The organism is Paraburkholderia pallida, assembly GCF_004524855.1.
GTDB lineage: Bacteria > Pseudomonadota > Gammaproteobacteria > Burkholderiales > Burkholderiaceae > Paraburkholderia > Paraburkholderia oxyphila.
Window position 1 is genome coordinate 286,003 of the sequence record NZ_CP038149.1, and the last position, 24,054, is coordinate 310,056.

The window sequence follows — 24,054 nt, forward strand, 5'->3', positions numbered from 1 at the left end:
GGATAACTTTAGTGATGCTTACCATAGTGTGATCACGAGCGAGGGATACAACGCATGAGCGAAGTCGCTGAATCGACGGTCCAGTCGATCTGGTTCACCCGCTGTCCGGTGCCCACGCCGCTAGGCATTGCCGCGCATCTGGGCTGGTTCGACGAGGAATTCGCGCGCGACCGGATCACCGTGCGGTCGCTGCAGGAAACGCGCGACACCGCGCTCACGGCCTCGCATATCGATCACACGCTGGCGAACTCGTTTCGCCAGGGCGGCAGCATTCCGGCGCTGTGGGCGCGCGCGGCGGGCGCGCAAACGCGTGTCATCGGGCTGACCTGGGTGGACGAGGCGCAGGCGATCGTCACGTTGCCGGATTCGGGCATCCGCACGGCGAGAGACTTGCGCGGGCGGCGGCTGGGGCTGCCCGCGCGTGCGGGGCAGCGCATCGACATCTTTCGCGCGGCCGCATTGCGCGGCTTCACGAGCGTGCTCGAGCTCGAAGGCATCGGGGCGCGCGAGGTGGAGTGGATCGACGTGGCGGCTTCGGGGCTGCGCGATGTGCGTGAAGCGGCGGGCGAAGTTGTGCACGAAGCGGCGCGCGAGGAAGTACGCGAGGAGGCGCACCCAACCGCGCACAGCGATGCGCACGAGGCACATTTCAGCAACCCGTCGAGCGTCGCCAGCCGGCGGCTTTACGCGGCCGAGGCCACGGCGCTCCTGCGCGGCGAAGTCGACGCGATATACGTGAAGGGCTCGCTCGGGCTCGAAACCGCCTGGTTGATCGGGGCGCGCGTGGTGATCGACATCGGCTTTCATCCCGAGCCGCGCGTGCGCGTCAACAACGGCTCGCCCCGGCCCCTCACAGTCAACGCCGCGACGCTGGAAGCGGCGCCGGAGGTGGTGGGGCGCTTCCTTGCCAGGGTGATCGACGTCGACAACTGGGCGCGCGCGCATCCAGACAAGGTGCTCGCCTATCTGGGCCGTGAAACGGGTTCGTCCGACGAATGGCTGCGCCGCGCCTATGGCGCTGACGTGCATCTGCGGCTGCGCACGGGACTCGACGAAGCGTCGATTGCCGCGCTCGACGGCTTCAAGCAATTTCTGCTGGCCCAGCACGTGCTGCCCGCCGACTTCGATCTGCATGAATGGATCGACCCGCGAGCGCTGGAACGGGTCGAGCGCTCGCGCACACGTGGGGCATCGAGCAGTTAAGAGCCGAGATTCATGCCGTGTCGCTTCGATGAGCGCGCCCGCGAGGCGCGCTTTTTCTTTGGGTCATTGCGCGCCAATGCGAAACATCCGCAGCAGGTGTTGCGTGCGCAACAGGCCCACACCATAAGAGCGCTGCCTGCGCAGCAGCACACGCGGATGCGCAACGCGATATGCCTTGAAACAAGGCGTTTTCGCCCCTGCTCGCGCTGGCATTCCTTTTGCATTGAACAGAGCGTGCGCATGACGCGGGGTCATGCAGGCGAATAAAAACAGATCAGGACAATGCAATCAATGTTCAAGAGAAAAACACTGGTGGTTGCACTCGGCGGATTGCTGGGTGGCGCGATGGCGGCATCGCCTGCCTGGGCGGCCGACGGCGCCACACAGCAAGCCGCACCCGACGCAGCCAGCACGACGGAAAAGGCGGACGTGTCGCGCAGCAAGCAAGCCGGGACGACGAAGCAGGCAAAACAGGCCAGGCCCGCCGAGACGCAACTGGGCACGGTCACCGTGACCGCGCGCCGGCGCAAGGAAAGCATTCAGGACGTGCCGGTGGCGGTCACCTCGATCAGCGGTGACAGCATCAAGCAGAACGAATTGCGCGTCGTGAACGACATCACGAAATATGTGCCGAACTTCAACGGTGCCTCGACCGAAGGGCGCGAGCGCCCGCGCTGGTTCCTGCGCGGCGTGGGCAGCAACGATCCGTCCGATCTGTCGCTGAGCCCGATCGGCGTCTACTTCGACGACGTGTATATCAACAGCGTCTTCGGGCAGGGCTTCCCGCTCTTCGATCTCGACCATATCGAAGTATTGCGCGGCCCGCAGGGCACGCTGTGGGGCAAGAATACGATCGGCGGCGCGGTGAGCATCACCTCGCAAAAGCCGACCTTCGATTTCAGCGGCTATGGCAAGGTCGGCTTCAGCCAGTACGACACGAAGCTGGTGGAGGCCGCGGTGGGCGGCCCCATCGGCAATAACGACGTGCTGGCCGCGCGCGTGTCGGTGTACCACGAGAACGGCGACAGCTACTTCACCAATACCGATGCCAACGGCCGCTTCGGCGGCTTCCACGACAACGCCGTGCGTTTTCAGCTGCTCGCGGTGCCCACCTCGAACAGCGACTTCCTGCTCAACGTTCACGCGCGCAACTACACGGGCGGCGGCGACCCGTGGCACGCGCAGGGCGCTGGCCCGGGCGGCGCCAATGCGTTCGGCTTCGTGGGGTCGAGCGACCCGTACACGGTCTCGCTGAACGCGCCGTCGAGCGACCATATCACGACCTATGGCGGCTCGTTGACGGCCCACTGGCATATCAACAGCGCGCTGACGCTCACGTCGATCACGGCGCTCGAAGGCCTGAACCGCTGGTATCAGGACGACGAAGATTACTCGCCCTACGACGCCGCGCGCTCTCACGACACGCTGGCCTCGCATCAGTTCTCGCAGGAGTTCCGTATCGAGTCGCCGCAGAACGACCGCTTGAGCTGGATTGCCGGCGCGCACTTCTTCACCGAGGAGCTCAGCGAGCAAAGCGCGGGCGGCGGCTTGCCCGATGCGCCGGGCGGGCCTTCGTCGACGTACTATCATCTCGCCGACATCACGCAGCACACGCAGAGCGCCGCAGCATTCGGCAGCGTGAAATATCGCTTCACCGATCGCTTCAACCTGACGGCGGGCCTGCGTTACACCATCGAGCGCAAGAACATCAATCTCACGGGCCTCGAGAACGTCGGCCCGGTGAGCTGGAGCGACACGGGCAGCTGGTGGGCGCCTGGTTCGGTGACTTCGCCACTCGCCGTTAGCGCGCGGCAGAACGAAACCAACACATGGCGTGCGCCGACCTGGGATCTGACGCCCGAATACGCGCTCGCGAGCAATGTGCGCGCGTACTTCCGTTACGCACGCGGTTTCCGCTCGGGCGGCTACAACGGCAGCGCATACACGCAGAGCACGGTATCGACCGTGCAGCCGGAATACCTGACCGACTACGAGGCCGGCATCAAGAGCGAATGGTTCGACAAGCGGCTGATTGCGAACGTCAGCGTGTTTCATTACGACTATCGCGACATTCAGGTGTTTGCGCTGGCGCCCAATCCGCAGGGCGGGCCGCCGGTCTCGACCTTGTCGAACGCAGGACAGGGGCGTGCCGACGGTTTTGAGCTGGAACTGAAGGCGCAGCCGATCAACAGCCTGTATCTGTTCGCGAACCTTGGTCTCCTGAATACCCGCTACACCGAATTCGCCTATGTGCCGGCCGCCGTGGGCAATTCGTTCGCCCGTTCGCCGCACACGACGATCAATGCGGGTGGCGAGTACCGGCTACCCGTGGAGTTTGGCACGCTCGCGCTCGGTGGCGATGTGAACTATCAGAGCTTGCAGTTCTTCAGCGCCACGCGGCAGACCTATCCGCAGCTTTGGCAAGGGGGATATACGATCCTGAACGCGCACGTGTCGTGGACGTCACCGAATCAGAAGTACATTTTGACCGGCTATGCCACCAACCTCACTAACAAGGTCTACAAGAAACTCGGGCTTCTGCCGTCGTATGGCGCCTACCCGATTCTGTACGGCGATCCGCGCGTGGTGGGCGTGACGTTTACTGCGAAGATCTAGGCGTTGCTGCTGCCGTTGCCGTTGCCGCCTGCGCCGGTTCATGTCAGTGCGGCTTCGACGCGATACGGTGGCGACGCGCGACGCGCGCGACCAGCGGGCGGTGTGACGCACTGCAGCGCGTCGTGCGCTGGCGGGGCAGCGCACGTATAGGTTCCGGCGCGGCCCTGGCCGTCGCGGGCGCCGCTTGCGGGACCTCGGCATCGAGCCAGCAACGCGTCGCCTCGGCGATCAGACCGCTCAGCCAGCGCACGCCCTCGGCGCACTCGCCCGATTCGTTCCACGTCATCCGGTACACGATGTCGGGCGGCTGCGCGGGCAGCGCGACAACGGCAAGCGGCAACAGCTTCGCGTAGTGCCGCGCGAGCCGGCAGGTGGTGGTCAGGATCAGGTCGGAGCGCACGAGCGCGTGCGCGGCGAGTTCGAAGTGCGGCAGCGTGACGACGATGCGCCGCTGCAAGCCGACGCGTTCGAGCTGCCGGTCGATCGCGCCGGACGCTTCGAGCCACGAGGGGGTTGGGCAGAGTTGCGGCGCCTGCGCGAAATCGGTGGCTGTGATCGTGCCACGTCTGGCGATGGGATGCGTGGCGCGCATCAGGCACACGACGCGGTCGTCGAACAGGTCGTCTTGCCGGAACCGCGAGAGACGGGCGGTGCGGTTGTCGATCACGATGTCGAGTTCGCCGTCGGCGAGCGCGCGCTCATCGTCGAAGCCATCGCCGAGCGGATGGAACACGAGCTGCGCATTCGGCGCCTGTGCGCGGAACAGCGCGACGAGCTTTGGCACGAATAGCACGTTCAGGTAGTCGGGGCAGCCAATCCGGTAGGTGCGCACTGACGTGCGTGCATCGAACCTCGGCTGCTGGATGCGGATGAAGTCGATCACGCGCAGCGCGTTGCGCAGCGGCTCGATGAGCCGCGCGCCGAATTCGGTCGGCACCATCCCGTAGCGGCTGCGCACGAGCAGCGGATCGCCGAGCAGCGTGCGCAGGCGTTTCAGTGCGGTGCTGGTCGCCGGCTGCGACATGTTCATGCGCACGGCCGCGCGCGACACGGTACGCTCGGTCAGCAGCACGAGCAGGATGCGCATCAGCCGGGCCTCGAGCACCTCGAGCGCGTGCGCCGTGTCGAACCCATCGGACGCGTCCGCGGGTGAGGCGTCCGGTTTCAATGCGTCCCGCACGTCGATGCGCCTCCTTGCGACGCGATGCTCGTGCGGTATGTGGACTCCAGTTGCACGCCGGTGTCTCCTTCCATGCGAACCAGCCGCGTGTGCACGCAGCGCTATGCTCGGGCCTGTGGATGTTATGCCCAATATTTGCCAGTCAGTATGGAGGGGCGGCGCGGCAACGGGAAATTAAATATTTGGTTGGCAGATATTTGAAAAATGAATGGCGGGATAACAGCGGTGGCGAGTTTTGCACGAACCTTACCGCTCATGATCGACCACCACGCACTCGAGTCCCGAGGCGTTGGCTGCGCATTCGATCGCTGCATGAAGCTCGGTCATGCCGAAGACCATCGGGCGCAGCGCGCCGAATTCCAGCGCACCCGTGCCAGCCACCGCAAGCAAGCGCCGGAAAGCATCGCGCGGATACATGAACTGGCCCATGATTTCCCAGCCGTTGAGCATGACTTCGGTGTACGGAAGCGGCAGATCCACGGCCATGCTGCCCATCAGCACGAGCCGTCCTTCGCGCGCGAGGCTGCGCAGCGCTGCAAGTGTCATGTTCGGATCTCGCGCGTTGCCGACCATATCGAAGGCGAGATCGACGGGCCCCCGTGCTGCGTCGCGAATCGTCTCCGCGTCCTGTGCAGCGTCGCCCGTGACCGCGACCGGCACGATCCGGCCGCGACCGTATCCGGCAAGCGCGTGCAGCGCCTTCGCGTTGCGCCCGATCGCGACGACCCGGCTCGCTCCGAGCGCAACGGCCAGCAATGCGGCCGCGCTGCCGTATGCGCCCGTCGCGCCGGATACGGCGACCGTTTCGCCTGCCGCAAGCCGCCCGCGCAACAGGCCGCCGAAAGGCACGACGAAGCGCGCGAAAAGCGCCAGTTGCGTGGCATCGAAATCGGCGTCTGCATCGGCAGGGGTCAATGTCGAGGCTGGCAGCAGCGCGTATTCGGCCAGCGTGCCGTCCGGCCAGTCGGATTGCATCGCGTGACCGGCTGCGCCCGAAGCGGTGACGCCGATCAGTATCTGTGCAGGATTGCTAACGTTTTCGCTGGAAACGAAGTGCGATGAAATTACGACGCGCTGGCCAGGCTTCATGTGCCACACGTCCTTGCCGACCGAGTGGACGATTCCAACACCGTTGCCGCCAGGAATGAATGGTCGATCCGGCGCGTGGTAGACCGGCAACTCGCCGGCGACGTACTGGCGCATATACGACATGACAGCCGACGTCTGCATTCTGACGACGACGCTGCCAGGCCGCGGCTCGGGCGTCGGCAGGTCTACGAGTTTCAGCTCGCCGCCGAGGCGAGTGAGTTGCCATGCTTTCATGGTGCGCCCCTCATTCGAATGCAATCTGCAGTTTTCCGGTTCCGCGCTGGCGGTACTGGTCGGCGATCGCCCCGGGCAAGCGCTCGAATCCTCGCACCGCGCGGCTGTGCGATCGAATCAGACCCATGCGCATCAAGCGCGAAAGTTCGTCTTCGGCGCGAAGCCGGTCGTGATAGAAACTGTCGACCGTCCATGCGCCGGAATGGATGTGACGCTCGAGTAGCATGTCTTCGACGGTTGCGTTGATGCCGAACACTTCGCGCAACGTCGGCTTTTGCGCTGGCGCGTTGTCGACTGCTTCGGAATACGAAGCGGCAGCGGATCCATACGAAAAGAGCCGCGCGTGGCGGTTCATGCGCGCCACCACGCGCTCGGTCAAGCTACCGCCCACGCCATCCGAGAACACGTCGATACCTTCAGGAAAGGCGCTCAGCAACGCGTCGTCGAAGTCATCGGCGCTGTAGTCGAGGCACGCATCGATACCCAGATGCTCCAGCGCCCATCGACACCTTTCGGCTCCGCCAGCGAAGCCGACCACCCGGCATCCAGCGGCCTTCGCGAGCTGGGCGACGATCGACCCGACGGCGCCGGTCGCAGCCGCTACGGCTACCGCGTCACGCGGCATCAACGGAGCATACTGGCGCATGCCGAACCACGCCGTCATGCCCGAAGTGCCGAAGATTTCCATGAGCACTGGCGGTGGCCACATGCGCACCAGCGCCGGACGAAATACATAGGTCCAGGGAGAGCGCGTGCCGTTCAGCGCTTTCACCAGTTCGTCGGGCTCGCTGAATCCAACGGGCAGATCGCCGCTGCGCACGATCTGGTATTCCTGCCAGCCCGCCTGGCACGCGATGACATCGCCGACCGCGAACGCCGGATCTCGCGACCGCACGACTCGCGCGCACGCATAGTTATTCGGGTCGGTGGCGCCTTGCGCAATGAGTCCGCGAGCGATGCGCATGCGCGTTGCGGCGTGAACGTTGATGAGCATGACGCGCACGAGTGCTTCGCCATCTTCCAATTGCGGCATGGGCACGATGCGCTGCTCGAAGTTCTGCTCGCGCAAGGCGCCGCTGGCGAGACCGCCTTTGACCACCCATTGGCGAAAATGATCGGGGAGAACGAAATTCCTGCTGGCAAGACCTGCGGGCGTCGACATGGCGGGCTTCCGTTTGATAAAAATCGGCCGCGTGCGCGGATGCAGCGGCAGCGGTATGATCTTCGCGCACGGAACTGGAACTTCCTATAATCAATTGGCCGGAATTTCTTATCGATCGTACATTTATGGACGCCTTATCCGAAGTCCTCGCCTTGCTGAAGGTGCGCAGCGGCCTCTCGTCCCGCTTCGAGGGCGAGGGGGCATGGGCCTTCCGGTTTCCCGCCTATCAGCACATGAAGTTCGGCACCGTGCTGCGCGGGCGGCTTTATCTACGGATGGCGGATGAGGCGGACTACCGCCCGATCGAAGAGGGGGACGTCTATCTGCTGACGAACGGACAACCGTTCTGCTCAGCGAGCGTGCCGGGGCGCACGCCGCGCGACGGCCCCGAAACTTACCGGTCGATTCGCGGCGCGGACGGCGTCGTGCGATTTCGTGGGCCCGGGAGAGTCGCGCCCGTCAGTCTAGCGAGCGGGCGCTTCATTTTCGAAAACGACGTGACGAGCACGCTGCTGGGGAATTTGCCGCCGCTCATTCATTTGCGCGCAGCCGATGTGGCGGCGCATGCGCTGTCCCATGTGCTTGCGCTGCTGAAGCTGGAAGCCGGAGATCCGGCGCCGGGCTCGGACGTGGTGAAGACGAGTCTCGCGACGCTGGTGCTCGTACAGGCGTTGCGCGCCTATATGGCCGGCGGCGAGCATGCGGGGGGCTGGCTCAGGGCGTTATCGGACGCCAGGGTCGGGTCGGCGCTCTCGATGATGCACGGCTCGCCTGAACAACGCTGGACGATTGAGTCGCTGGCCTCAGGCGTAGGGATGTCACGCACGGCATTTGCGTCGCGGTTCCGCACCATGGTGGGCAGCGCGCCGCTCGCTTACCTGCATCGATGGCGGATGGCGATTGCAATGACAGCGCTTAAGGACTCCGAAGAACCACTAGTGTCGATTGCCGAACGCGTTGGGTACCTGTCGGACACCGCATTCAGCATTGCATTCAAGCGCGCGACGGGCATCAGCCCGGGCCGCTATCGGATGGAGCAGCGTCGCTGAAGGGCGTCGCGAGCTGCTCGCACATCTTCCGCGCGGCGTTGGCCGCGCGGACCGTTCAATTGCGCGGCGGCTTGCCAACCAGCGCCCGGTAGTCATTGGCCGAGGCCGGCTTGCGTCCGTGCAGGGCGGCGATGTCGCACGCCATGGTGAACATCTCCAGATTGTCCTTGAGGCGCTCGTCGCTGTTCGGATACTTCCACGGCGTGTCTTCGGTGCCGATGCGGATATGCAGGCCCATCATCGTGGCGAGCGTCGTCATGTAGAGCGTCGCGCGGCCGGCTGCACAGACGCTGATGACCGAAGTCGGATCGATCTGGCGGATCTGGTCGACCATCAGGAACAGGTGTTTCGTCATGTCCTGGGCGTTGCTGACCCACGTGCCGGATACCAGCGTGCGGCCGACGTTGAACGGCAGGCCGTAGAGAATCAGCCAGTTATAGGGCTTCTTGAGGATGCCGGTATCGATGAGCTTGCGCTTGGCGAGCTCGATCTCGCCGGAGCTGTGGACGGCCAGTTCGGGCTTGACGCCGGCGGCCTCGAGCTCGGTGATGGCGGGCACCATGAACGCGTCCGGATGGCCCGGCGCGCACGGGGCCACTTCGCACTGGCCCGCGCGCGCGGGGCTCACGCATTCGTCGAAGGACGAGCCGTTGAGGACGTTCAGATTCGGCACGAAGTCGTTGCCAAAGCGCGCGCGCAGCGGCTCGAGCACCGCGGCGTAGGCCTCGGTGGGGGGGATGTCGCGATCGAGGCGGCGGCCCTTCTCGTCGGTCATGAACGAGAAGTCGATGTGCACGCCGCAGGCGCCGGCTTCGATGACGCTCGACGCCGCGTCTACGTACTCGGCGAGCGAGGTGGTGCTCTCGAAGCGGCCTGATACGGCGGCGTTGATGGCGATCTTTTCCGACACATCCCATTTGGGTTGCAGCTCGGCGCCGGCGATGAACTGGTACTCCTCCATTTCGCGTTTGGCGGCTTCCCAGAGTGAAAGTTTTTCGACCATGATGATCCTCGATACAAGTGGTAAAAAAAGTTCGCAACGTTCCGAACCGGCGGCAATCAGACCGGGCAGGTCTGCCTGGGCGCCGCCGTTACGCGACGCGTTTGCCCTTCGCAAGAGACTTCTGGTCAACCGACGAAACGGATGAGATCGGCATCGCTCTCGCAATCGCATCGATCGGGAATGATTCCGCGAAAGATCGATTGAGATCGAATGATGTGTTGTAGAATGAATTAAGTCAAGGGGGTGAGGGTATGTCCTGGCATGGCGCTGCGCTGATCGGCTAGTGCGGAATGGGGGGAGAGGAATTCCGCGCTGTTGCGGCGGAGAAGTCACGAAGAGAGGGGCGTTTCTGGAGGGGGCCACATCAATCAGATTGCGCAGAATCTGACTGGGCGGCCGGGCGACGCCAGGGGAGGGGACTAGCGGCCGGCCGCGTGGGCGGGGAGGGTGGCGTGGTGCGCCGCGCGGGGCGGCGGCCTTGTATGGCGCGTGGTTGGCGAGGGGGAGGTCGCCTTGAAAGCGGGATCAGAGTCCCGGGGCGTGCTACTGGCGGGCGGCGGTCTTGATCGTGCCGTTGGCGCTTGCGTCGGCGCTCTGTTGCGCGGCGTCTTCAGCCGCGACCTTTGCTCGCGCAGCCTCGAAGTTTTCCGGATAGTGGACCGAGTCGCGCGGGTTATAGCCTGCGGCTTCCAGTTTTGCCAGTTCGGCGTAGCGCTGGGCGTGGGTCACGGGCTGTGCCGATTGTGCCTGCGAGGCGAGCGGCGCGGCGATGAGGACGGCAAGCGCGAGCGCCGGGACAAAGGACTTCTTCATGATTCTCTCCGATTCAAACTTGAACGATTCGTGCAACGACAGCGTGGTCGTGCGGCTTTGAGCGGAGTCTAGTAGGGAGTTCGACCTGGGGTAACCCCGTAATGCGCCAACGCAGCGTTGCTGTGTGGGCAACAATAGTGAGTCGGGTGGCGCGTGGCGCGCCACGGGTTTTAATGCGTTGGCCTTAACTTGTATTCGCGGCGGGCCGCAGGCGTTGCCCCTGTGCGGGGCGGCACCTACTTTTCTTTGCAGCCGCAAAGAAAAGTAGGCAAAAGAAAGCGGCTTAAACCGCTAGTGTGACGCCGTCCACCACTGCCCTGTAAATCGGAGTGGCTCCGGGGCATCCGTCGCCTCGCACACACCGCGTTAGTGACAAAGGACTCATTCTTCCCGCCACGCGCTACGCGCGGGCGGAAGGGTTTGCAAGGGAAACCGAGCGTGCTGCCCAGCGAATGCGCGCAGTTCTGCCGCGCAAATTAGCGATTGCGCAGGATTGGTTCCGGTCAAATATAATGGATTCCTACTGATATGCGAGAGTGCTTCCATATAAATACGCGGGAGTTCCACGAATACGTGTATATCCCAATGGTTTTTGTTATGCCCCACGGCGCGCGGAGCGCCGCCGGATGGATGAGCCCTTAGTCACTCTGGGTGACGTCGCGTGGTGACAGACGCTCCGGAGCCGCTCCGAAATACAGGGCAGTGGTGGACAGCGTCACACTGGCGGTGTGAGCGGCTTTCTTTTGCCTACTTTTCTTTGCCGCGGCAAAGAAAAGTAGGTGCCGCCCCGCACAGGGGCAACGCCTGCGGCCCGCCGCGAAAACAAGTTAAGGCCAACGCCTTAAAACCCACAAAGGGAGTTATTGAAAGACAACGTGGATAGCGATATTGAGGCGAGTTGATTAATCAGAAAATTAATCTGGAATCCAGAATAAAAAATAACTCACACATTATGATCCGCCTGCCATCAGGCGCTTCTCTCGGTCGCCATATCGCCCAGCAACGCTTTTGCTTGCAGCAAGTCCGCCGTATCCACGCCTTCGGAGAATGCCTCATACATGCGGCTCAACATCTGACCGGCTTCTCCGGTCTTGCCGTTCGCGCGCCACAGCCGCGCCAAACTCAACCCGGCTCGCAACTGCAGCGACATCGCCCGCTGCCCAGCCGCAATGGCGAGCGCTTTCTGAAAACAGCCTTCGGCCTGTAACGCCTCCTGCCCATCGCACGTTCGATCGCCCGCGCGCTCAAGAAGGAGTTCTCCCCTGATCCGATAAAGTTCCGCCTCGTGGAAATGCTCTCCTGTTTGCTCCACAATGGCCAGCGCGTCGGCCAGCGTATCGAGCCCCTCGCGCACACGCCCATAGCGCCCGCACGCCATGGCAAGCAGCCCCAGAAAATAGGAATGCGAAAGCTTCGCACCCGTCGCCAGGTACGCCGCGAGCCCTTGCTTCATCTGTTCGATGCCGCCATCCAGGTTGCCCTGCTCGGCGAGCGACGAACCGTGCAGGATCGCCGCCCAGGCCAGGTAGTACGGAAACCCCTGTTCCTCCGATAGCGTGATGGCCGCCTCGGTGAATTCCTGTGCCAGCCGGGGTTCCTGCCGGATCAGATGCAGCATCGCCGCGGAGACCAGCGCGAACGCGAGACCGAACGGCTGGGCAATCTTGCGGGCGAGCGTGAGGGCCTGCCGGCTTCGCTCGCTGGCCTGATCGGGAAAGCCCAGATACCACTGGGTCCACGAAGCAATGCTCAAGGTGCGCACACCGGGATCCATGCCATAGACATAGGCATGAGCCTGATGTCGCTCCTGCACGTACAGCGCGCGCATCTTTTCCTGGTGCTCGCGTGCGGTAACGAAATCGCCCTGGAAGAACGAGCTCGATCCCAACGCACTATGCGCTTCGACCAGAAAATCCGGATCGTGCGCGTTGGACGCGACCCGCAACAACCGTTCACCGAGCTCCTGTGCCGTGGCGTAATCGGCGCGCAACGAATAGTAAGTGCGCAGGCCGAATCGTGCGGGAAAGAGTTGCGAGCAATCGCCAATCTGTTCGCATAGCACCATCGCGCGCGTATAGGTGGCTTCGACTTCCGGCGCGGCGTAACCCCGGGCCGCCATCAGCGCGGGACCGATAGAGAGCCGCAGCGCCAGTTCCTGGCGCGCGCGGCCGGGTGTGTCGGGCAAGCGTTCGAGCAGCGCGAGCGCGGTCTGGAAGTGCCGCATCGCATCGAGGCCGGCCGAACGCTCGACGGCCTGCTGGCCCGCGCGGTGCAGGTATTCCACGGCTTTCTGCGCATTGCTGCTGAGACTGTAGTGGTGCGCCAGCTCGCTGCAATACTCGTTGAGCCGGCCGGCATAGAGCGCTTCGATGGCCTGCGCCGTGCGCTCGTGCAACAGACTGCGTTGTTCGGAGAGGAGCGAGCTGGCGGCGACCTCCTGCGTCAGCGCATGCTTGAAGGTGTATTCGATTTCCGGGAAGGCCGGCCGCTCGTAGATGAATTCCGCTATTTGCAGACGCGAGAGCAGGTGGCGCAACTCGTCTTCCGTTTGCTCGACCACCTGCCGGATCAAACTCCACGGAAACTCCTTGCCGACAATCGCGAGATGTTGCAGCAACGTCTTCTCGGCAACGGGCAGCCGGTCCATCCGGGAGGCCAGCACGCCATGCACCGTGGTGGGGATGTGCAATTCGGCCGGCGTCTTCGCAATGCGGTAATGGCCGGGCGCGCCAAGCAGCGCGCCTTCCTCGACGAGCGTCTGAACCACTTCCTCCATGAAGAAGGGGTTGCCCTCGGTCTTTTCGAGGATGCGCTCCTTCAACGGCATGAGGCCGGGGTCATCGCCCAGCAGCGCGCTGAGCAGGCTTTGCGCTTCGGCCGGCCCGAGTGCGTCGAGCCGCATCTGGCGGTAGTTGTCCTTGTCGCTCCAGCCCGGTCGATAGTCGGGCCGGAAGTTCAGCAGCAGGATGATCCGCTCGCTAGCCACATGTTCGATAAGGAATGCCAGGAATGCCTCGGTCTCGCTATCCAGCCATTGCAGATCCTCGAACAGCAACTGAACCGGCTGGTTCAGGCTCTCGCGCTCGATCAGTCGCTTGATCGCGTCGAAGGTCCGGTCGCGCCGGATGCGGGCGTCCATGGTCGCGACCGCCGAATCCGGCTCACCGGCGCCCAGCAGATACAGCACATAGGGCAGCAGGTCTTCGAGACCGCGCTCGAGCGTCAAGACGCGTCCGGTGACTTTCTCGCGGGAGCGCCGCTCGTCGTCCTGAGCCGTGATCTGGAAGTAGTTCCTCAACAGCTCGATGAGGGGTAAATACGGAAACGCCTTGCCGTGCGAGACCGAGAACGTCTCGAGTATCAGGCAGCCGCGCTGCGAGCGCTCCTTGAACTCATGGAACAGGCGCGACTTCCCGACTCCCGCTTCGCCCACCACGCCGACGATTTGCCCGTGCCCCGCCGTCGTCAGCGCGAGCGCGCCGTGCAAGCGCTCCAGTTCCGTTTCGCGGCCCACGAAGCGGGCCAGCCCGCGATGTGCCGCCACTTGCAGGCGTGTGCGCAATGCGCCAAGACCGGTCAGCTCGAAGACTTCCAGCGGCTCCTGAATGCCCTTGATCTGGGTGGCGCCCAGCGCCTTGAACTCGAAATAGCCCGTGGTGAGCCGGTAGGTCGATTCGCTGACGAGCACGGAGGAGAGCGCGGCAATCGTCTGCATGCGCGAGGCAATGTGGATCGTATGGCCGACCGGGTCGTAGTCGGTGCGCAGGTCGTCCTTGCGGATCGAGCGCACCACCACCTCGCCGGTGTGGACGCCCACGCGAATCTGCAGAGGAATGCCCTCCTGCAGACGGATGCGGTCGGCATGCCGGCGCATCGTCTCCTGCATGCGCAGCGCCGCATACAGCGCCCGCTGCGGGTGATCCTCGTGCGCGATCGGCGCGCCGAAGAGGGCGAGAATGCCGTCGCCCAGCGATTTCGCGACGAAGCCCTCGTAATGATGGACGGCCTCCATCATGAGCGCGATGACCGGCGCGATCAGACGATGGGCGTCTTCGGGGTCCCGTTCGTGGATCAATGCGGTCGATCCGGCCATGTCGGCAAAGAGGGCCGTGATGGTCTTGCGCTCGACCGCCGTGCCTTGCTGCGCTTCGATCGCGGCCTGTTCGGCGAGAATGCGCTGGGCCAGATGGGGCGGCGTGTATTGAATGGGGGCGGCGGGGGATGCATGAGCGGCGTCGCCAGGAGATGCGCCACTAGAGGGCGCACCGTTGGCGGGTGCACCGCATGCATTGCAAAAGCGCGCACTCGCGCTCAGCTCATGGCCGCACCGCGAGCACAGCCGCGCGAGCCGCATTCCGCATTGCTCGCAGAAGTGAGCCCCGGCGGCATTTTCGAAACCGCAGTCTGCGCAGCGCATATCGCCCCTCGCTTTCGCCTGCACGTCACTGATTAGACGCCGAATCCACCAGCGCAGCAAGGCGGATTACCCGCTGCCACGGCCTGGCGGCTTCCAGCCCATTTGCGCCTCGGCGCTCCATTGCGCCGGCGTGAGCCTGGCGATGAAGAACTCGGCCAGCGCGCTCACCTTTGCAGGGCGTGCGCGGGCAGTGGGGGTGACGAAATACAGACCGCCTTCCGGCAAGCGCCAATCCGTCAAAAGCGCTTCGAGTTGTTGATCCACGAAATACTGCGTCGCCACAAACTCGGGAAGCTCAGTGACGGCCAGTCCCGCTAGCAGCGTGGGCAGCAACGCCTCCACGCTGGTCGCCCGCAATGCGCCGGTTGGCGTGATCGTGCAAACCTCGCCGCTCGGGTGCGTAAAGCGCCAGACATCCCGCTTGCCCCGGTTGGCGTACGTCAGGCACGGATGCGCGCCGAGATCATGCGGATGCTGCGGGCGGCCATGACGGGACAAATAGGCGGGCGACGCGACGACAAACCGGCGCACGGGCGCAATGAGGCGTGCAGCCAGTGACGAATCTTCCATGACGGCGATGCGCAGCGCGGCGTCGAACCCATCGCCAATCAGGTCGGCATGAGTATCCGTGAGATGCAGTTCGACGGAGATATCCGGATAGATCCGGAAAAACTCCGGCAGCAGCGGGGCAATCCAGCGCGCGCCGAAGGACAGCGGCGCCGCGAGCTTGACGAGCCCGCGCGGGCGGCTTGACGTCTCGCGCGCGAAATCCTCGGCCTCTTCGGCGTCGGCGTAGATCTTCGAGGCCCGCTCGGCCAGCCGCTGGCCATAGTCCGTGAGCGCGAGCCGCCGCGAAGTGCGGTTGAACAGCCGGCCCCCGAGCCGTTCCTCGAGCCGCGTGACGGCGCGCGAGACCGTGGCCACGGAGACGCCCATGGCCGCCGCAGCGGCGGCGAATGAGCCTTCTTCGGCGACCTTCGCAAACATCGCGAACCCTTCAAAGTCAGGCAGCTTGGACATCGGCAATTTTGCAACGATGGTTTTCAGGCATTTCTATTTCGAAAAGTAGCACGCTGCCATAGATTTGTCTCATCGCATTGCTCGCCGCATCAGGCGATCAAACCCCACAAAGGAAAGATTCATGAGCACCCCGCTGGAAGTTCACGCGTTCGCCACGGCCAATAGCGTCAAAGTCCCCATCGCCCTGGAAGAGATGGGACTCGCGTATCGGCTCGTACCCGTCAACCTGCGCCAGGGCGAGCAGAAGCGCGCCGCCTTCAAGGCCATGAATCCCAATGGCAAAGTACCGGTTCTCGTCGACAGGTCCGTTGCGGGCGAAGGCGATCTGGTCGTCAGCGAATCCGCCGCGATTCTCGTCCACCTCGCGGAAAAGACCGGGCAACTTCTGCCGCGGGACGGCCAGCGGCGCGCCAGGGTCTTTGAACAGCTGTTCTTTCACGCGTCTGGCTTGAGCCCCGCGTTTGGGCAAGCGTTCCGGGTTGCGCTCCAGCCGTCGCCCGAGCCCGAGGCCAAATCGCAGGCGCTTGCGGAAGTCGAGCGGACGCTGGGCGTGCTCAATGAGATTCTCGAACGCCACCCGTACGTTGCCGGCGAAGAGTACAGCATTGCGGATATCGCCCATTTCGGGTGGGTGTGGCGTCATCAGGCCATCGGCGCGAGCCTCGACAAGTTTCTATTTGTCGCTCGCTGGCTTGAAGAAGTGGCCGCGCGGCCCGCTGTCATCACCGGCATCGAAAAAACGCTGGCACTCGCTCAGTAGTGCCATGCAATGTCCGAATTTCTAGTCATTCACGCAATCTGATCAGGCGCACGCTCTAGCCGGTCAGCAAGGAGAACTGTTATGAACGAACGTATCGACGAACTGCTCTATCGCAACCTGCAAGAGGTATTCGGCGAAGGCGACGCAAAGCGTCGCCGCGCAGCAATCGAGGAGCTCTATACCGAGGACTGCGTGCTCTACGCGCCGCCGGGTGTATTCGTCGGGCACGATGCCCTCGACAAGTTCTCAGGTGAGCTTCGAGCCACGCATCCGCATTTCGCCTACTCGCCGATTGGTGAGGCACAAGCGCTGCACAATGCCGGCCGCCTCGCGTGGGGATCGGGCCCGCGCGGCGAAGCTCCCCACTATACGGGCATCGATGTGATCATCGTTCGCGACGGGAAGATTGCGGCGCTCTATGTCTTCCTGGATTCCATGCCGTCGTGATTTTCGGATTATCCCTGAGGGGTAAGGATGCAATAAAACATCTATGCATAGGCGTGAAGCATGATGTGGCGGGTATTGCGGAAATTCCGCTTTATCTGTCACATCAGACCATTGTGTGCTCGTGCACTTCGGCGTAGTGTGTGTTGAGAATCGTGTCGATTGCGCGGCACATTCCTGGCATGGTTATCAATCATGCTAATTCAAGCGCTCTTGTGTTGCCGGAGTGGTGGATTATTTGCCGGCCTGAAATCGTATTCATGGAGAATGAAATCATGGGAACGACCAAGTACACAACGGGTACGCCGAAAATGTATTTGAAAAACGCGGGCGGAGCGGCGGGTTCTGAATTTCCCCTCAATCAGGATGCGGATAATACGGTAGTGCAACCCGGATTAGTCAATGCGGCAGGTTTCACCCTCGGCACGATGCTGAGCAAATTGACGGTGGTCAGGGCATTGGATTATGACCACGAGAACGGTGAACACTCGCATTGGGAAACCTATTTCTCGACTTCGGCCAATATCTCCGTTAAGGTCGATCTCCTGCAGAGCTACTATCGAGTACTTTATTCGGCTATCAAGCCAGGCAATGCGTACGCAGATGATTACACGCTTGATCCGGAAAAGAGCTTGGGGGAAGTGCTCAAGGCGGCGGTCGATGTAGCCAAGGATAAGGGAAAATGGAATGGCGACGTCGAAGATGGCTACAATTGCCAAATCTTTGTGATTAAACTCATGAAGCGGTTAGGTATGAAGGAAGACGCCGTTGGGTATAAGGAAAAGCGCATCCGGGCGCGCGTAGATCGAATGAAAAGATACATGGAGACGCATTAATAAAGCGAGACTCGCTGACGGCAGCGGAGAGCCTTGAATCGTTCGCGTGAAGATTCTTCTGCGTGCATCCCCGTCTTCGCCTGCGGGACGTTCAGGAGCGGTTGGCCGGACACGGTGCCGTAGCCGCATACGGAAAGGCTGTTGCAAACCTGTCATGCCGTCGCGCTGAAGACGTTTGGAAACTGGGGCATTGTGTCAAACCGGAACAAATTCCGTGATTATTAGTTCGGATGACGAAATATAATGGGCGTGGCGGACACAACTCGACCGCCCCAGAGGCGCCCGCGGCGAGTGAGCGAGCGGGAACTTGAGTCCATCGCGACTAGCGCCATCACGGCGTCTCGATGGTATGGCGCCGGTTCGATCGGGGTATCTCCCAATGCCCCGCATTCCACGAAAGACTTCGCTGAATCCCCCAATCTCACGGACTTGATGACTAAAGCGCATCACGTCGTGCATAGATATCGTTTGATGCCGGTCTATTGGCTGCCGACAATCTCCTTGCATCTTCGCCGCACGTGGCCCACGCGCCGCGTGTCGAGGCGGGAGATGAATATCGCGCGCTGGAGCCCGCTGCGGTTGACGAGGTGCGCGATGTGCCGATCACCGATATCAAAGGAACGCTCAATGGTTGCCCGCTTTCGCACTGCCTGTCGTCCTGTATGGGTTGCTGTTTCTCTGCTGCTGGCGGCCGGGGCCGCCCATGCCCAGCAGGTCGAAGTGAAGATTGGCGTTGCCAGCCCGCTCACGGGTGGCGGCGCCGCTTACGGCAAGGACATCGAAAACGGCGTGCGCATGGCAGTCGATGAGGCGAATGCTACCCATCCGACCATCGGCGGCAAGGCGGTCAAGTTCGTCGTCGATTCCCAGGACGACCAGAGCGATCCTCGCGTCAGCGTGCAGGTGGCCCAACGTCTCGCCGACGATCATGTCGCGGTCGTCGTGGGTCACTTCAATTCCGGCACGACGCTGCCGGCATCGCAGATCTACGCGAAAGCAGGCATTCCAATGATTACCCCGTCGGCAACGAACCCGGCTATCACGCAGGCCGGCTTCGGCACCGTCTACCGGGTGATCGCCACGGACTCGCAGAACGCCGGCAACGCGGGCGCGTACGCCGCGACGGTCAGCAAGGCGAAGCGCATCGCCATCATCGACGACCGCACGGCATTCGGCCAGGGCGAGGCCGACGAATTCGCCAAGGCCGTCAAGGCAAACGGCGGCACGATCGTCGATCGCGAGTTCACCAACGACAAGGCAGTCGACTTCTCGGCTCAACTGACCGCTATCAAGGGCCACAATCCGGACCTCGTCTTCTTCGGCGGTCTCGATACGCAGGCGGCCATGCTGGTCAAGCGTATGCGCCAGCTCGGCATCAAGGCCCAGTTTCTCGCGGGCGGCGGCGTGAAGGACGCGAACTTCATCAAGATCGCCGGCGACGCGGCAAACGGCTCCGCGGTCTGGGAGTACGGCCAGCCGTTGAGCGCGTTGCCGAAGGGGAAGGATTTCGAGGTGAAGTTCAAGCAGAAATACGGCGTGGACATGCTGGCGTACGCGCCGTTTGCCTACGATGCGGCGTGGGTTGCCATCAAGGCGATGCAGACGGCCAACTCCGTGAACCCCGCGCAGTTCAATGCCGCGCTGAAGTCGACGGACTACCAGGGTATTACGGGCCGGATTGCCTTCACCCAGACTGGCGACCTCAAGAGCCCGAGCTCGACGATGTATCAGGTGAAAGACGTGGCCTGGGTGCCAGTGACGACGAAGACGACGGACTGAGCCCGGCCCGCGGCAATCCGGGGCGTGCGAGCCCGCGTGGTGCACGCCCCGGCGCGAGCGGTGCCATTGACCCTGCTGCCAGCAACATCGAGGCATGATTGTTTCCGATGCGAAATTTTCGTGCCGGGCCGGGAGCGGGGCGCGCCGCCCCATGGCGGGCGCCGCGAGATTTGCTGGCGAGCGGCGTTCTAGGCCAGCGCAGCGGGCCGTATTGACAACGTTGCCGGTGCACGGCTCTGCGTGTATAGTTTCCTAAAGTATCAATATTTCCTATCGGAAACATCGACGAGGTTTCTCCGTGAAAGCATCCACCATCCTTTCGGAACTTGGCATTTCCCATCTCGCAGAGGCAGGCGATATCGCGGTTCATTCGCCCATCAATGGCGAACTGATTGGCCGCGTGGCGAGCCAGTCCGTCGCCGACGCCGACGCCGCGCTTGCGAAAGCGCACGAAGCTTTCAAGACATGGCGCAACGTGCCGGCGCCGCGGCGCGGCGAGCTGGTCCGCGTGCTGGGCAACAAGCTGCGCGAGCGCAAGCATGCGCTGGGCAGCATCATCACCCTCGAGACCGGCAAGATCCTCCAGGAAGGGCTGGGCGAAGTGCAGGAGATGATCGACATCTGCGACTTCGCGGTGGGTCTCTCGCGTCAGCTCTATGGCCTGACCATCGCTTCCGAGCGTCCGGGCCACCGCATGGCCGAAACGTGGCATCCGATGGGCGTTTGCACGGTCATCTCGGCGTTCAACTTTCCGGCCGCCGTGTGGTCGTGGAATGCCGCGCTCGCCCTGGTGTGCGGTAACGCGGTCATCTGGAAGCCTTCGGAGAAGACGCCGCTGACCGCATTGGCCGTCGACAAGATTCTGCAAGATGCGCTCAAGGAATTCGGCGGCGCGCCGGAAGGGCTCACGAGCCTCGTCAACGGCGGGCGCGATGTGGGCGCGAAGCTGGTGGCCGACCCGCGCTCGAATATCGTGAGCGCCACGGGCAGCACCGAAATGGGCCGCGCCGTTGGCGTGGAAGTCGCGCGCCGCTTCGGCCGCACGATTCTGGAGCTCGGCGGCAACAATGCCGGCATCGTTTCGGGCACCGCCGACATGGAGCTGGCGCTGCGCGGCATCCTGTTCTCGGCGGTGGGCACCGCCGGCCAGCGTTGCACGACGCTGCGCCGCCTGTTCGTTCATGAGAGTGTCTATGACCAGACCGTGGAACGGTTGAAGACGCTCTACAGCAAGGTTTCGATTGGCAACCCGCTGGAGCAGGGCACGCTGATGGGGCCGCTCATCGACGAGCAGTCGTTCAATCGCATGCAAGCCGCGCTCGAGCAGGCAAAGCAGGAAGGCGGCAAGGTCTTTGGCGGCGAACGCCATGGGGTCGCGGGCAACGAAAAGGGCTTCTATGTGCGCCCGGCGATTGTCGAGATGCCTGCGCAAACCGCGATCGTGCTGACCGAAACGTTCGCGCCGATTCTCTATGTCCTCAAGTACAGCCGCTTCGAAGACGCCATCGAGGCAAACAATGCCGCGCATCACGGGCTGTCGTCGTGCGTCTTCACGACCGACCTGCGCGAGAGCGAGCGCTTCCTCTCCGCGTCGGGCAGCGATTGCGGCATTGCCAATGTGAACATCGGCCCGAGCGGCGCGGAGATCGGCGGCGCATTCGGCGGCGAGAAAGAGACTGGCGGCGGCCGCGAATCGGGCTCGGATGCATGGAAGGCCTACATGCGGCGCGCAACGAATACGGTGAACTTCTCGTCTGCGCTGCCGCTCGCGCAGGGCATCGATTTCAACATCGACTAAAAATAAAACTCACTCTGGGCGTGGGGAGACTTTCAGGGGGCCGGGCAGCGCGCGAGCCAATGCAATTTGCAATGGCGCGTGTTTCTGCTTCGCCGCCGGACCGTCTCTCCCTCAGTGTGCCTGGCTATCTGGAATCTGGAGCAAGTCGTGAGTGCAAAAGTTGTTATCGTTGGCGGCGGGGTCATCGGTAGTTCTATCGCTTACTTTTTGCGCGCGTCGGATCCGACGATTGCCGTGACGGTCATCGAGCGTGACCCGAGCTATGCGCGGTCGTCGTCGGCGCTATCGGCGGCTTCCATCCGGCAGCAATTCTCCACGCCGCTGTCCATTCAGATGTCGCTCTACGGCATCGAATTCCTGCGCAATATCGGCGACCGGCTCGAAGTGGAGGGTCACAAGCCGTCCATCGACTTGCATGAGGGCGGCTACCTGTTTCTGGCCACCTCGTCGGGCGAGGCCACGCTGCGCGAAAACCATGCATTGCAAACGAGTCTGGGCGCGGATATCGCGCTGCTCTCGCCGGACGCGCTCAAGGAGAAGTTTCCCTGGCTGAACGTGGACGATATCGTTGCGGGCGCTTATGGCCTCAGCGGCGAAGGCTGGTTCGACGGCTACGGGCTCGTGCAGGCGCTGCGCAAGAAGGCGCAGGCGCTTGGTGCGCGTTATGTCGCTTCGGACGTGACCGGTCTCGAGCTCGACGGACGCAAGGTCACGCATGTGCTGGCGAGCAACGGCGAACGCTACGCCTGCGATACGCTCGTGAACGCCGCTGGCGCGTGGACGCGCCGCATTTCCGAAATGATGGGCATCGACATTCCGGTCTACGCGCGGCGTCGCAGCATCTTCAACGTGTCGTCGCCGGCACGGCTCACGAACAGCCCGCTGCTGATCGATCCCACCGGCGTGTATTTCCGTCCCGAAGGCAAGACGTATATCACCGGGACCTCGCCGAGCGAAGAGAACGACCCGAACGATCTGCCGCTCGACGAAGTCGATCACAACCTGTTCGACGAAGTGATCTGGCCGACACTGGCGCATCGGGTGCCGGAATTCGAGGCGCTGCGCGTCGAGAATTGCTGGTCGGGCTACTACGAGTACAACGTGTTCGACCATAACGCGATCATCGGCTATCACCCGGAGATCGAAAACTGCGTGTTCGCAAACGGCTATAGCGGACATGGCCTGCAGCAGGGGCCCGCCACGGGCCGCGGCGTGAGCGAGCTCATTATCGGCGGGAAATACGCGACCCTGGACCTGTCTTCGCTGAGCTGGGACCGCGTGCTGGAAAAGCGTCCCATCGTTGAAAAGAACGTCGTGTAGTTCCGGCGTGTCGTCTCCTTCCTTGTTGAATGGAGTCTCCTGGTACTTCGAAATTCAGCCCGACTGTGTCGGGCTTTTTTTTTGTCTCTTGCGAGGAAGGCATTCGCAAAACGGTGGGCATGCCGGCGGCAGCGGACAGTCGCGAAGAAGTGGCTTGATGACGGCGGGCCAAGCCGCGCCGTGAACGCTGCAGCGGCATGGATGGTAAGCTTGGCGGTGTCAGATCGCGCAGGACCTCGCTCACAGGCCTCCTGCGTGCACATGCACGGAGCCGATGCGCGGATCACGCGCGGGGTCTGGCGCCCTTGCCCCCTCCCAGTTTTTGACATCAGATGGATACGCTGAACTGCATGCGGATCTTCGCCCGCGTTGCCGAAGAAGGCAGCTTTACCGCCGCCGCACATCGCCTCGACATCACGACCGCATTCGCGTCGCGCGCCGTGGCGAGCCTGGAGACGCATCTGCAGACGCGCCTGCTCAACCGCAGCACCCGCCGCGTCGCACTCACCGAGGCCGGCGAACGCTATCTTCGGCGCTGCGAGCAGATTCTCGCGTACATCGACCAGGCGGAAGCCGAGGCCGGCGACGCTCAGGCGCTGCCGTCGGGCAGGCTGCGCGTGCATGCCACGACGAGCTTCGGGCAAGCCTATGTCGTGCCCGCGGTCATGCAGTATCAGAAGCGCTATCTCTCGGTTGCGGTCGAGCTCACGCTCTCGCAGCACGTGCCCGACCTGCTCGACGAAGGCTATGACGTGACCTTGCAGTTGAGCTCGACGGAGTTGCCCGATTCGGCGCTCGTCTCGCAGACACTGGGCGTGGTGCACAGCGTGCTGTGCGCTTCGCCCGACTACCTGCGCGAGCGCGGCACGCCGCACAGCGTGGCCGAGCTCGCGGACCATGCCTGTCTCCAGCTCATCACGCCGGTGTTTCCGCGTGACCGGTGGCACCTCGAGGGGCCGGGCGGCGCCGAGACGTTCGAGTTGCCGCCCTCGGTATTCCAGGTGAATGTCGCGGATGCGCTTGCCGCCGCGTTGCGCGAAGGGGCGGGCATCGGCTCGCTGCCGATGTCGTCGGCGGTGCCGGCGCTGCGCAACGGCTCCTTGCTGCGGGTCTTGCCGGACTATCGGCTCCAGCAGCTCACGGTGTACGCGATGTACGCGTCGCGGCAATATCTCGACGCCAAGATCCGAACCTTCGTCGACTTCCTCAAGGAATCCATTCCGCAAGTGCTCGCCGCCGACGAGGCGGCGCTGCGCATGCCGGACCATTGCACGCAAGCCGCCTGATACCGATATCGCGCCAGGGTCCAGCAAAAAAACTTGAAGCGGCAA

Annotated in this window: 17 protein-coding genes; 10 read left to right on the forward strand and 7 right to left on the reverse strand. The window is 63.2% G+C overall.

Going from position 1 to position 24,054, the window contains the following annotated elements:
- Positions 1-54: 54 nt before the first annotated feature.
- Both E1956_RS16635 and E1956_RS16640 read left to right on the forward strand, forming a co-directional pair.
- Positions 55-1,203 carry an ABC transporter substrate-binding protein gene (locus E1956_RS16635; RefSeq protein ID WP_134751103.1) on the forward strand — a complete coding sequence of 383 codons (1,149 nt, stop codon included), beginning with the start codon at positions 55-57 and terminating at the stop codon, positions 1,201-1,203.
- Between the two features lie 291 nt (positions 1,204-1,494).
- A complete protein-coding gene (locus E1956_RS16640; protein WP_134751105.1) occupies positions 1,495-3,819 on the forward strand; it encodes a TonB-dependent receptor in 2,325 nt (774 codons plus the stop codon).
- 43 nt (positions 3,820-3,862) lie between these two features.
- On the opposite strand, the gene E1956_RS16645 is transcribed toward E1956_RS16640, so the two are convergent.
- The 3 genes from E1956_RS16645 to E1956_RS16655 all read right to left on the reverse strand — a co-directional run bounded on the left by E1956_RS16645 (position 3,863) and on the right by E1956_RS16655 (position 7,484).
- On the reverse strand, positions 3,863-4,999 hold the full coding sequence (locus E1956_RS16645) for a LysR family transcriptional regulator (protein ID WP_134751107.1): 1,137 nt from the start codon (positions 4,997-4,999) through the stop codon (positions 3,863-3,865).
- Positions 5,000-5,245: 246 nt separating this feature from the next.
- Positions 5,246-6,322, reverse strand: coding sequence for a zinc-binding dehydrogenase (locus E1956_RS16650; RefSeq protein ID WP_134751109.1), 1,077 nt, complete (start codon positions 6,320-6,322; stop codon positions 5,246-5,248).
- A 10-nt stretch (positions 6,323-6,332) separates the two neighbouring features.
- Positions 6,333-7,484, reverse strand: a complete 1,152-nt coding sequence (locus E1956_RS16655) for a zinc-binding dehydrogenase (protein ID WP_134751111.1) — start codon at positions 7,482-7,484, stop codon at positions 6,333-6,335.
- A 125-nt stretch (positions 7,485-7,609) separates the two neighbouring features.
- Here E1956_RS16655 and E1956_RS16660 point away from each other — a divergent pair, with 125 nt between their 5' ends.
- Positions 7,610-8,533, forward strand: coding sequence for an AraC family transcriptional regulator (locus tag E1956_RS16660; RefSeq protein WP_134751113.1), 924 nt, complete (start codon positions 7,610-7,612; stop codon positions 8,531-8,533).
- 55 nt (positions 8,534-8,588) lie between these two features.
- On the opposite strand, the gene E1956_RS16665 is transcribed toward E1956_RS16660, so the two are convergent.
- The 4 genes from E1956_RS16665 to E1956_RS16680 all read right to left on the reverse strand — a co-directional run bounded on the left by E1956_RS16665 (position 8,589) and on the right by E1956_RS16680 (position 15,786).
- Positions 8,589-9,536 carry a 3-keto-5-aminohexanoate cleavage protein gene (locus E1956_RS16665; RefSeq protein WP_134751115.1) on the reverse strand — a complete coding sequence of 316 codons (948 nt, stop codon included), beginning with the start codon at positions 9,534-9,536 and terminating at the stop codon, positions 8,589-8,591.
- A gap of 543 nt (positions 9,537-10,079) precedes the next feature.
- Positions 10,080-10,349: a DUF4148 domain-containing protein gene (locus E1956_RS16670; protein ID WP_134751117.1), complete on the reverse strand. Its 270-nt coding sequence runs from the start codon at positions 10,347-10,349 to the stop codon at positions 10,080-10,082.
- 967 nt (positions 10,350-11,316) lie between these two features.
- Positions 11,317-14,766 (reverse strand): adenylate/guanylate cyclase domain-containing protein, encoded by a 3,450-nt coding sequence (locus tag E1956_RS16675; protein WP_134751119.1) that lies wholly within the window; start codon positions 14,764-14,766, stop codon positions 11,317-11,319.
- A 66-nt stretch (positions 14,767-14,832) separates the two neighbouring features.
- On the reverse strand, positions 14,833-15,786 hold the full coding sequence (locus tag E1956_RS16680) for a LysR family transcriptional regulator (RefSeq protein WP_134751121.1): 954 nt from the start codon (positions 15,784-15,786) through the stop codon (positions 14,833-14,835).
- A 121-nt stretch (positions 15,787-15,907) separates the two neighbouring features.
- Here E1956_RS16680 and E1956_RS16685 point away from each other — a divergent pair, with 121 nt between their 5' ends.
- The 7 genes from E1956_RS16685 to E1956_RS16715 all read left to right on the forward strand — a co-directional run bounded on the left by E1956_RS16685 (position 15,908) and on the right by E1956_RS16715 (position 24,009).
- Positions 15,908-16,546, forward strand: a complete 639-nt coding sequence (locus E1956_RS16685) for a glutathione S-transferase family protein (protein WP_134751123.1) — start codon at positions 15,908-15,910, stop codon at positions 16,544-16,546.
- Between the two features lie 81 nt (positions 16,547-16,627).
- Positions 16,628-16,993 (forward strand): nuclear transport factor 2 family protein, encoded by a 366-nt coding sequence (locus E1956_RS16690; protein WP_134751125.1) that lies wholly within the window; start codon positions 16,628-16,630, stop codon positions 16,991-16,993.
- 272 nt (positions 16,994-17,265) lie between these two features.
- Positions 17,266-17,826, forward strand: coding sequence for a hypothetical protein (locus E1956_RS16695; protein WP_134751127.1), 561 nt, complete (start codon positions 17,266-17,268; stop codon positions 17,824-17,826).
- A 627-nt stretch (positions 17,827-18,453) separates the two neighbouring features.
- A complete protein-coding gene (locus E1956_RS16700; protein ID WP_134751129.1) occupies positions 18,454-19,605 on the forward strand; it encodes a branched-chain amino acid ABC transporter substrate-binding protein in 1,152 nt (383 codons plus the stop codon).
- Positions 19,606-19,903: 298 nt separating this feature from the next.
- Positions 19,904-21,403 carry an L-piperidine-6-carboxylate dehydrogenase gene (amaB, locus tag E1956_RS16705; RefSeq protein ID WP_134751131.1) on the forward strand — a complete coding sequence of 500 codons (1,500 nt, stop codon included), beginning with the start codon at positions 19,904-19,906 and terminating at the stop codon, positions 21,401-21,403.
- A 147-nt stretch (positions 21,404-21,550) separates the two neighbouring features.
- A complete protein-coding gene (locus tag E1956_RS16710) occupies positions 21,551-22,723 on the forward strand; it encodes an NAD(P)/FAD-dependent oxidoreductase (RefSeq protein ID WP_134751133.1) in 1,173 nt (390 codons plus the stop codon).
- Between the two features lie 332 nt (positions 22,724-23,055).
- Positions 23,056-24,009, forward strand: a complete 954-nt coding sequence (locus E1956_RS16715; RefSeq protein ID WP_134751135.1) for a LysR family transcriptional regulator — start codon at positions 23,056-23,058, stop codon at positions 24,007-24,009.
- Positions 24,010-24,054 lie beyond the last annotated feature (45 nt).

Coding starts and splice junctions, on each gene's coding strand:
- E1956_RS16640 (WP_134751105.1), top strand. CDS start 1,495: ATGTTCAAGAGAAAAACACTGGTGGTTGCACTCGGCGGATTGCTGGGT.
- E1956_RS16660 (WP_134751113.1), top strand. CDS start 7,610: ATGGACGCCTTATCCGAAGTCCTCGCCTTGCTGAAGGTGCGCAGCGGC.
- E1956_RS16655 (WP_134751111.1), bottom strand. CDS start 7,484: ATGTCGACGCCCGCAGGTCTTGCCAGCAGGAATTTCGTTCTCCCCGAT.
- E1956_RS16695 (WP_134751127.1), top strand. CDS start 17,266: ATGGGAACGACCAAGTACACAACGGGTACGCCGAAAATGTATTTGAAA.
- E1956_RS16680 (WP_134751121.1), bottom strand. CDS start 15,786: ATGTCCAAGCTGCCTGACTTTGAAGGGTTCGCGATGTTTGCGAAGGTC.
- E1956_RS16690 (WP_134751125.1), top strand. CDS start 16,628: ATGAACGAACGTATCGACGAACTGCTCTATCGCAACCTGCAAGAGGTA.
- E1956_RS16665 (WP_134751115.1), bottom strand. CDS start 9,536: ATGGTCGAAAAACTTTCACTCTGGGAAGCCGCCAAACGCGAAATGGAG.
- E1956_RS16635 (WP_134751103.1), top strand. CDS start 55: ATGAGCGAAGTCGCTGAATCGACGGTCCAGTCGATCTGGTTCACCCGC.
- E1956_RS16700 (WP_134751129.1), top strand. CDS start 18,454: ATGGTTGCCCGCTTTCGCACTGCCTGTCGTCCTGTATGGGTTGCTGTT.
- E1956_RS16675 (WP_134751119.1), bottom strand. CDS start 14,766: ATGCGCTGCGCAGACTGCGGTTTCGAAAATGCCGCCGGGGCTCACTTC.
- E1956_RS16670 (WP_134751117.1), bottom strand. CDS start 10,349: ATGAAGAAGTCCTTTGTCCCGGCGCTCGCGCTTGCCGTCCTCATCGCC.
- E1956_RS16715 (WP_134751135.1), top strand. CDS start 23,056: ATGGATACGCTGAACTGCATGCGGATCTTCGCCCGCGTTGCCGAAGAA.
- E1956_RS16650 (WP_134751109.1), bottom strand. CDS start 6,322: ATGAAAGCATGGCAACTCACTCGCCTCGGCGGCGAGCTGAAACTCGTA.
- E1956_RS16685 (WP_134751123.1), top strand. CDS start 15,908: ATGAGCACCCCGCTGGAAGTTCACGCGTTCGCCACGGCCAATAGCGTC.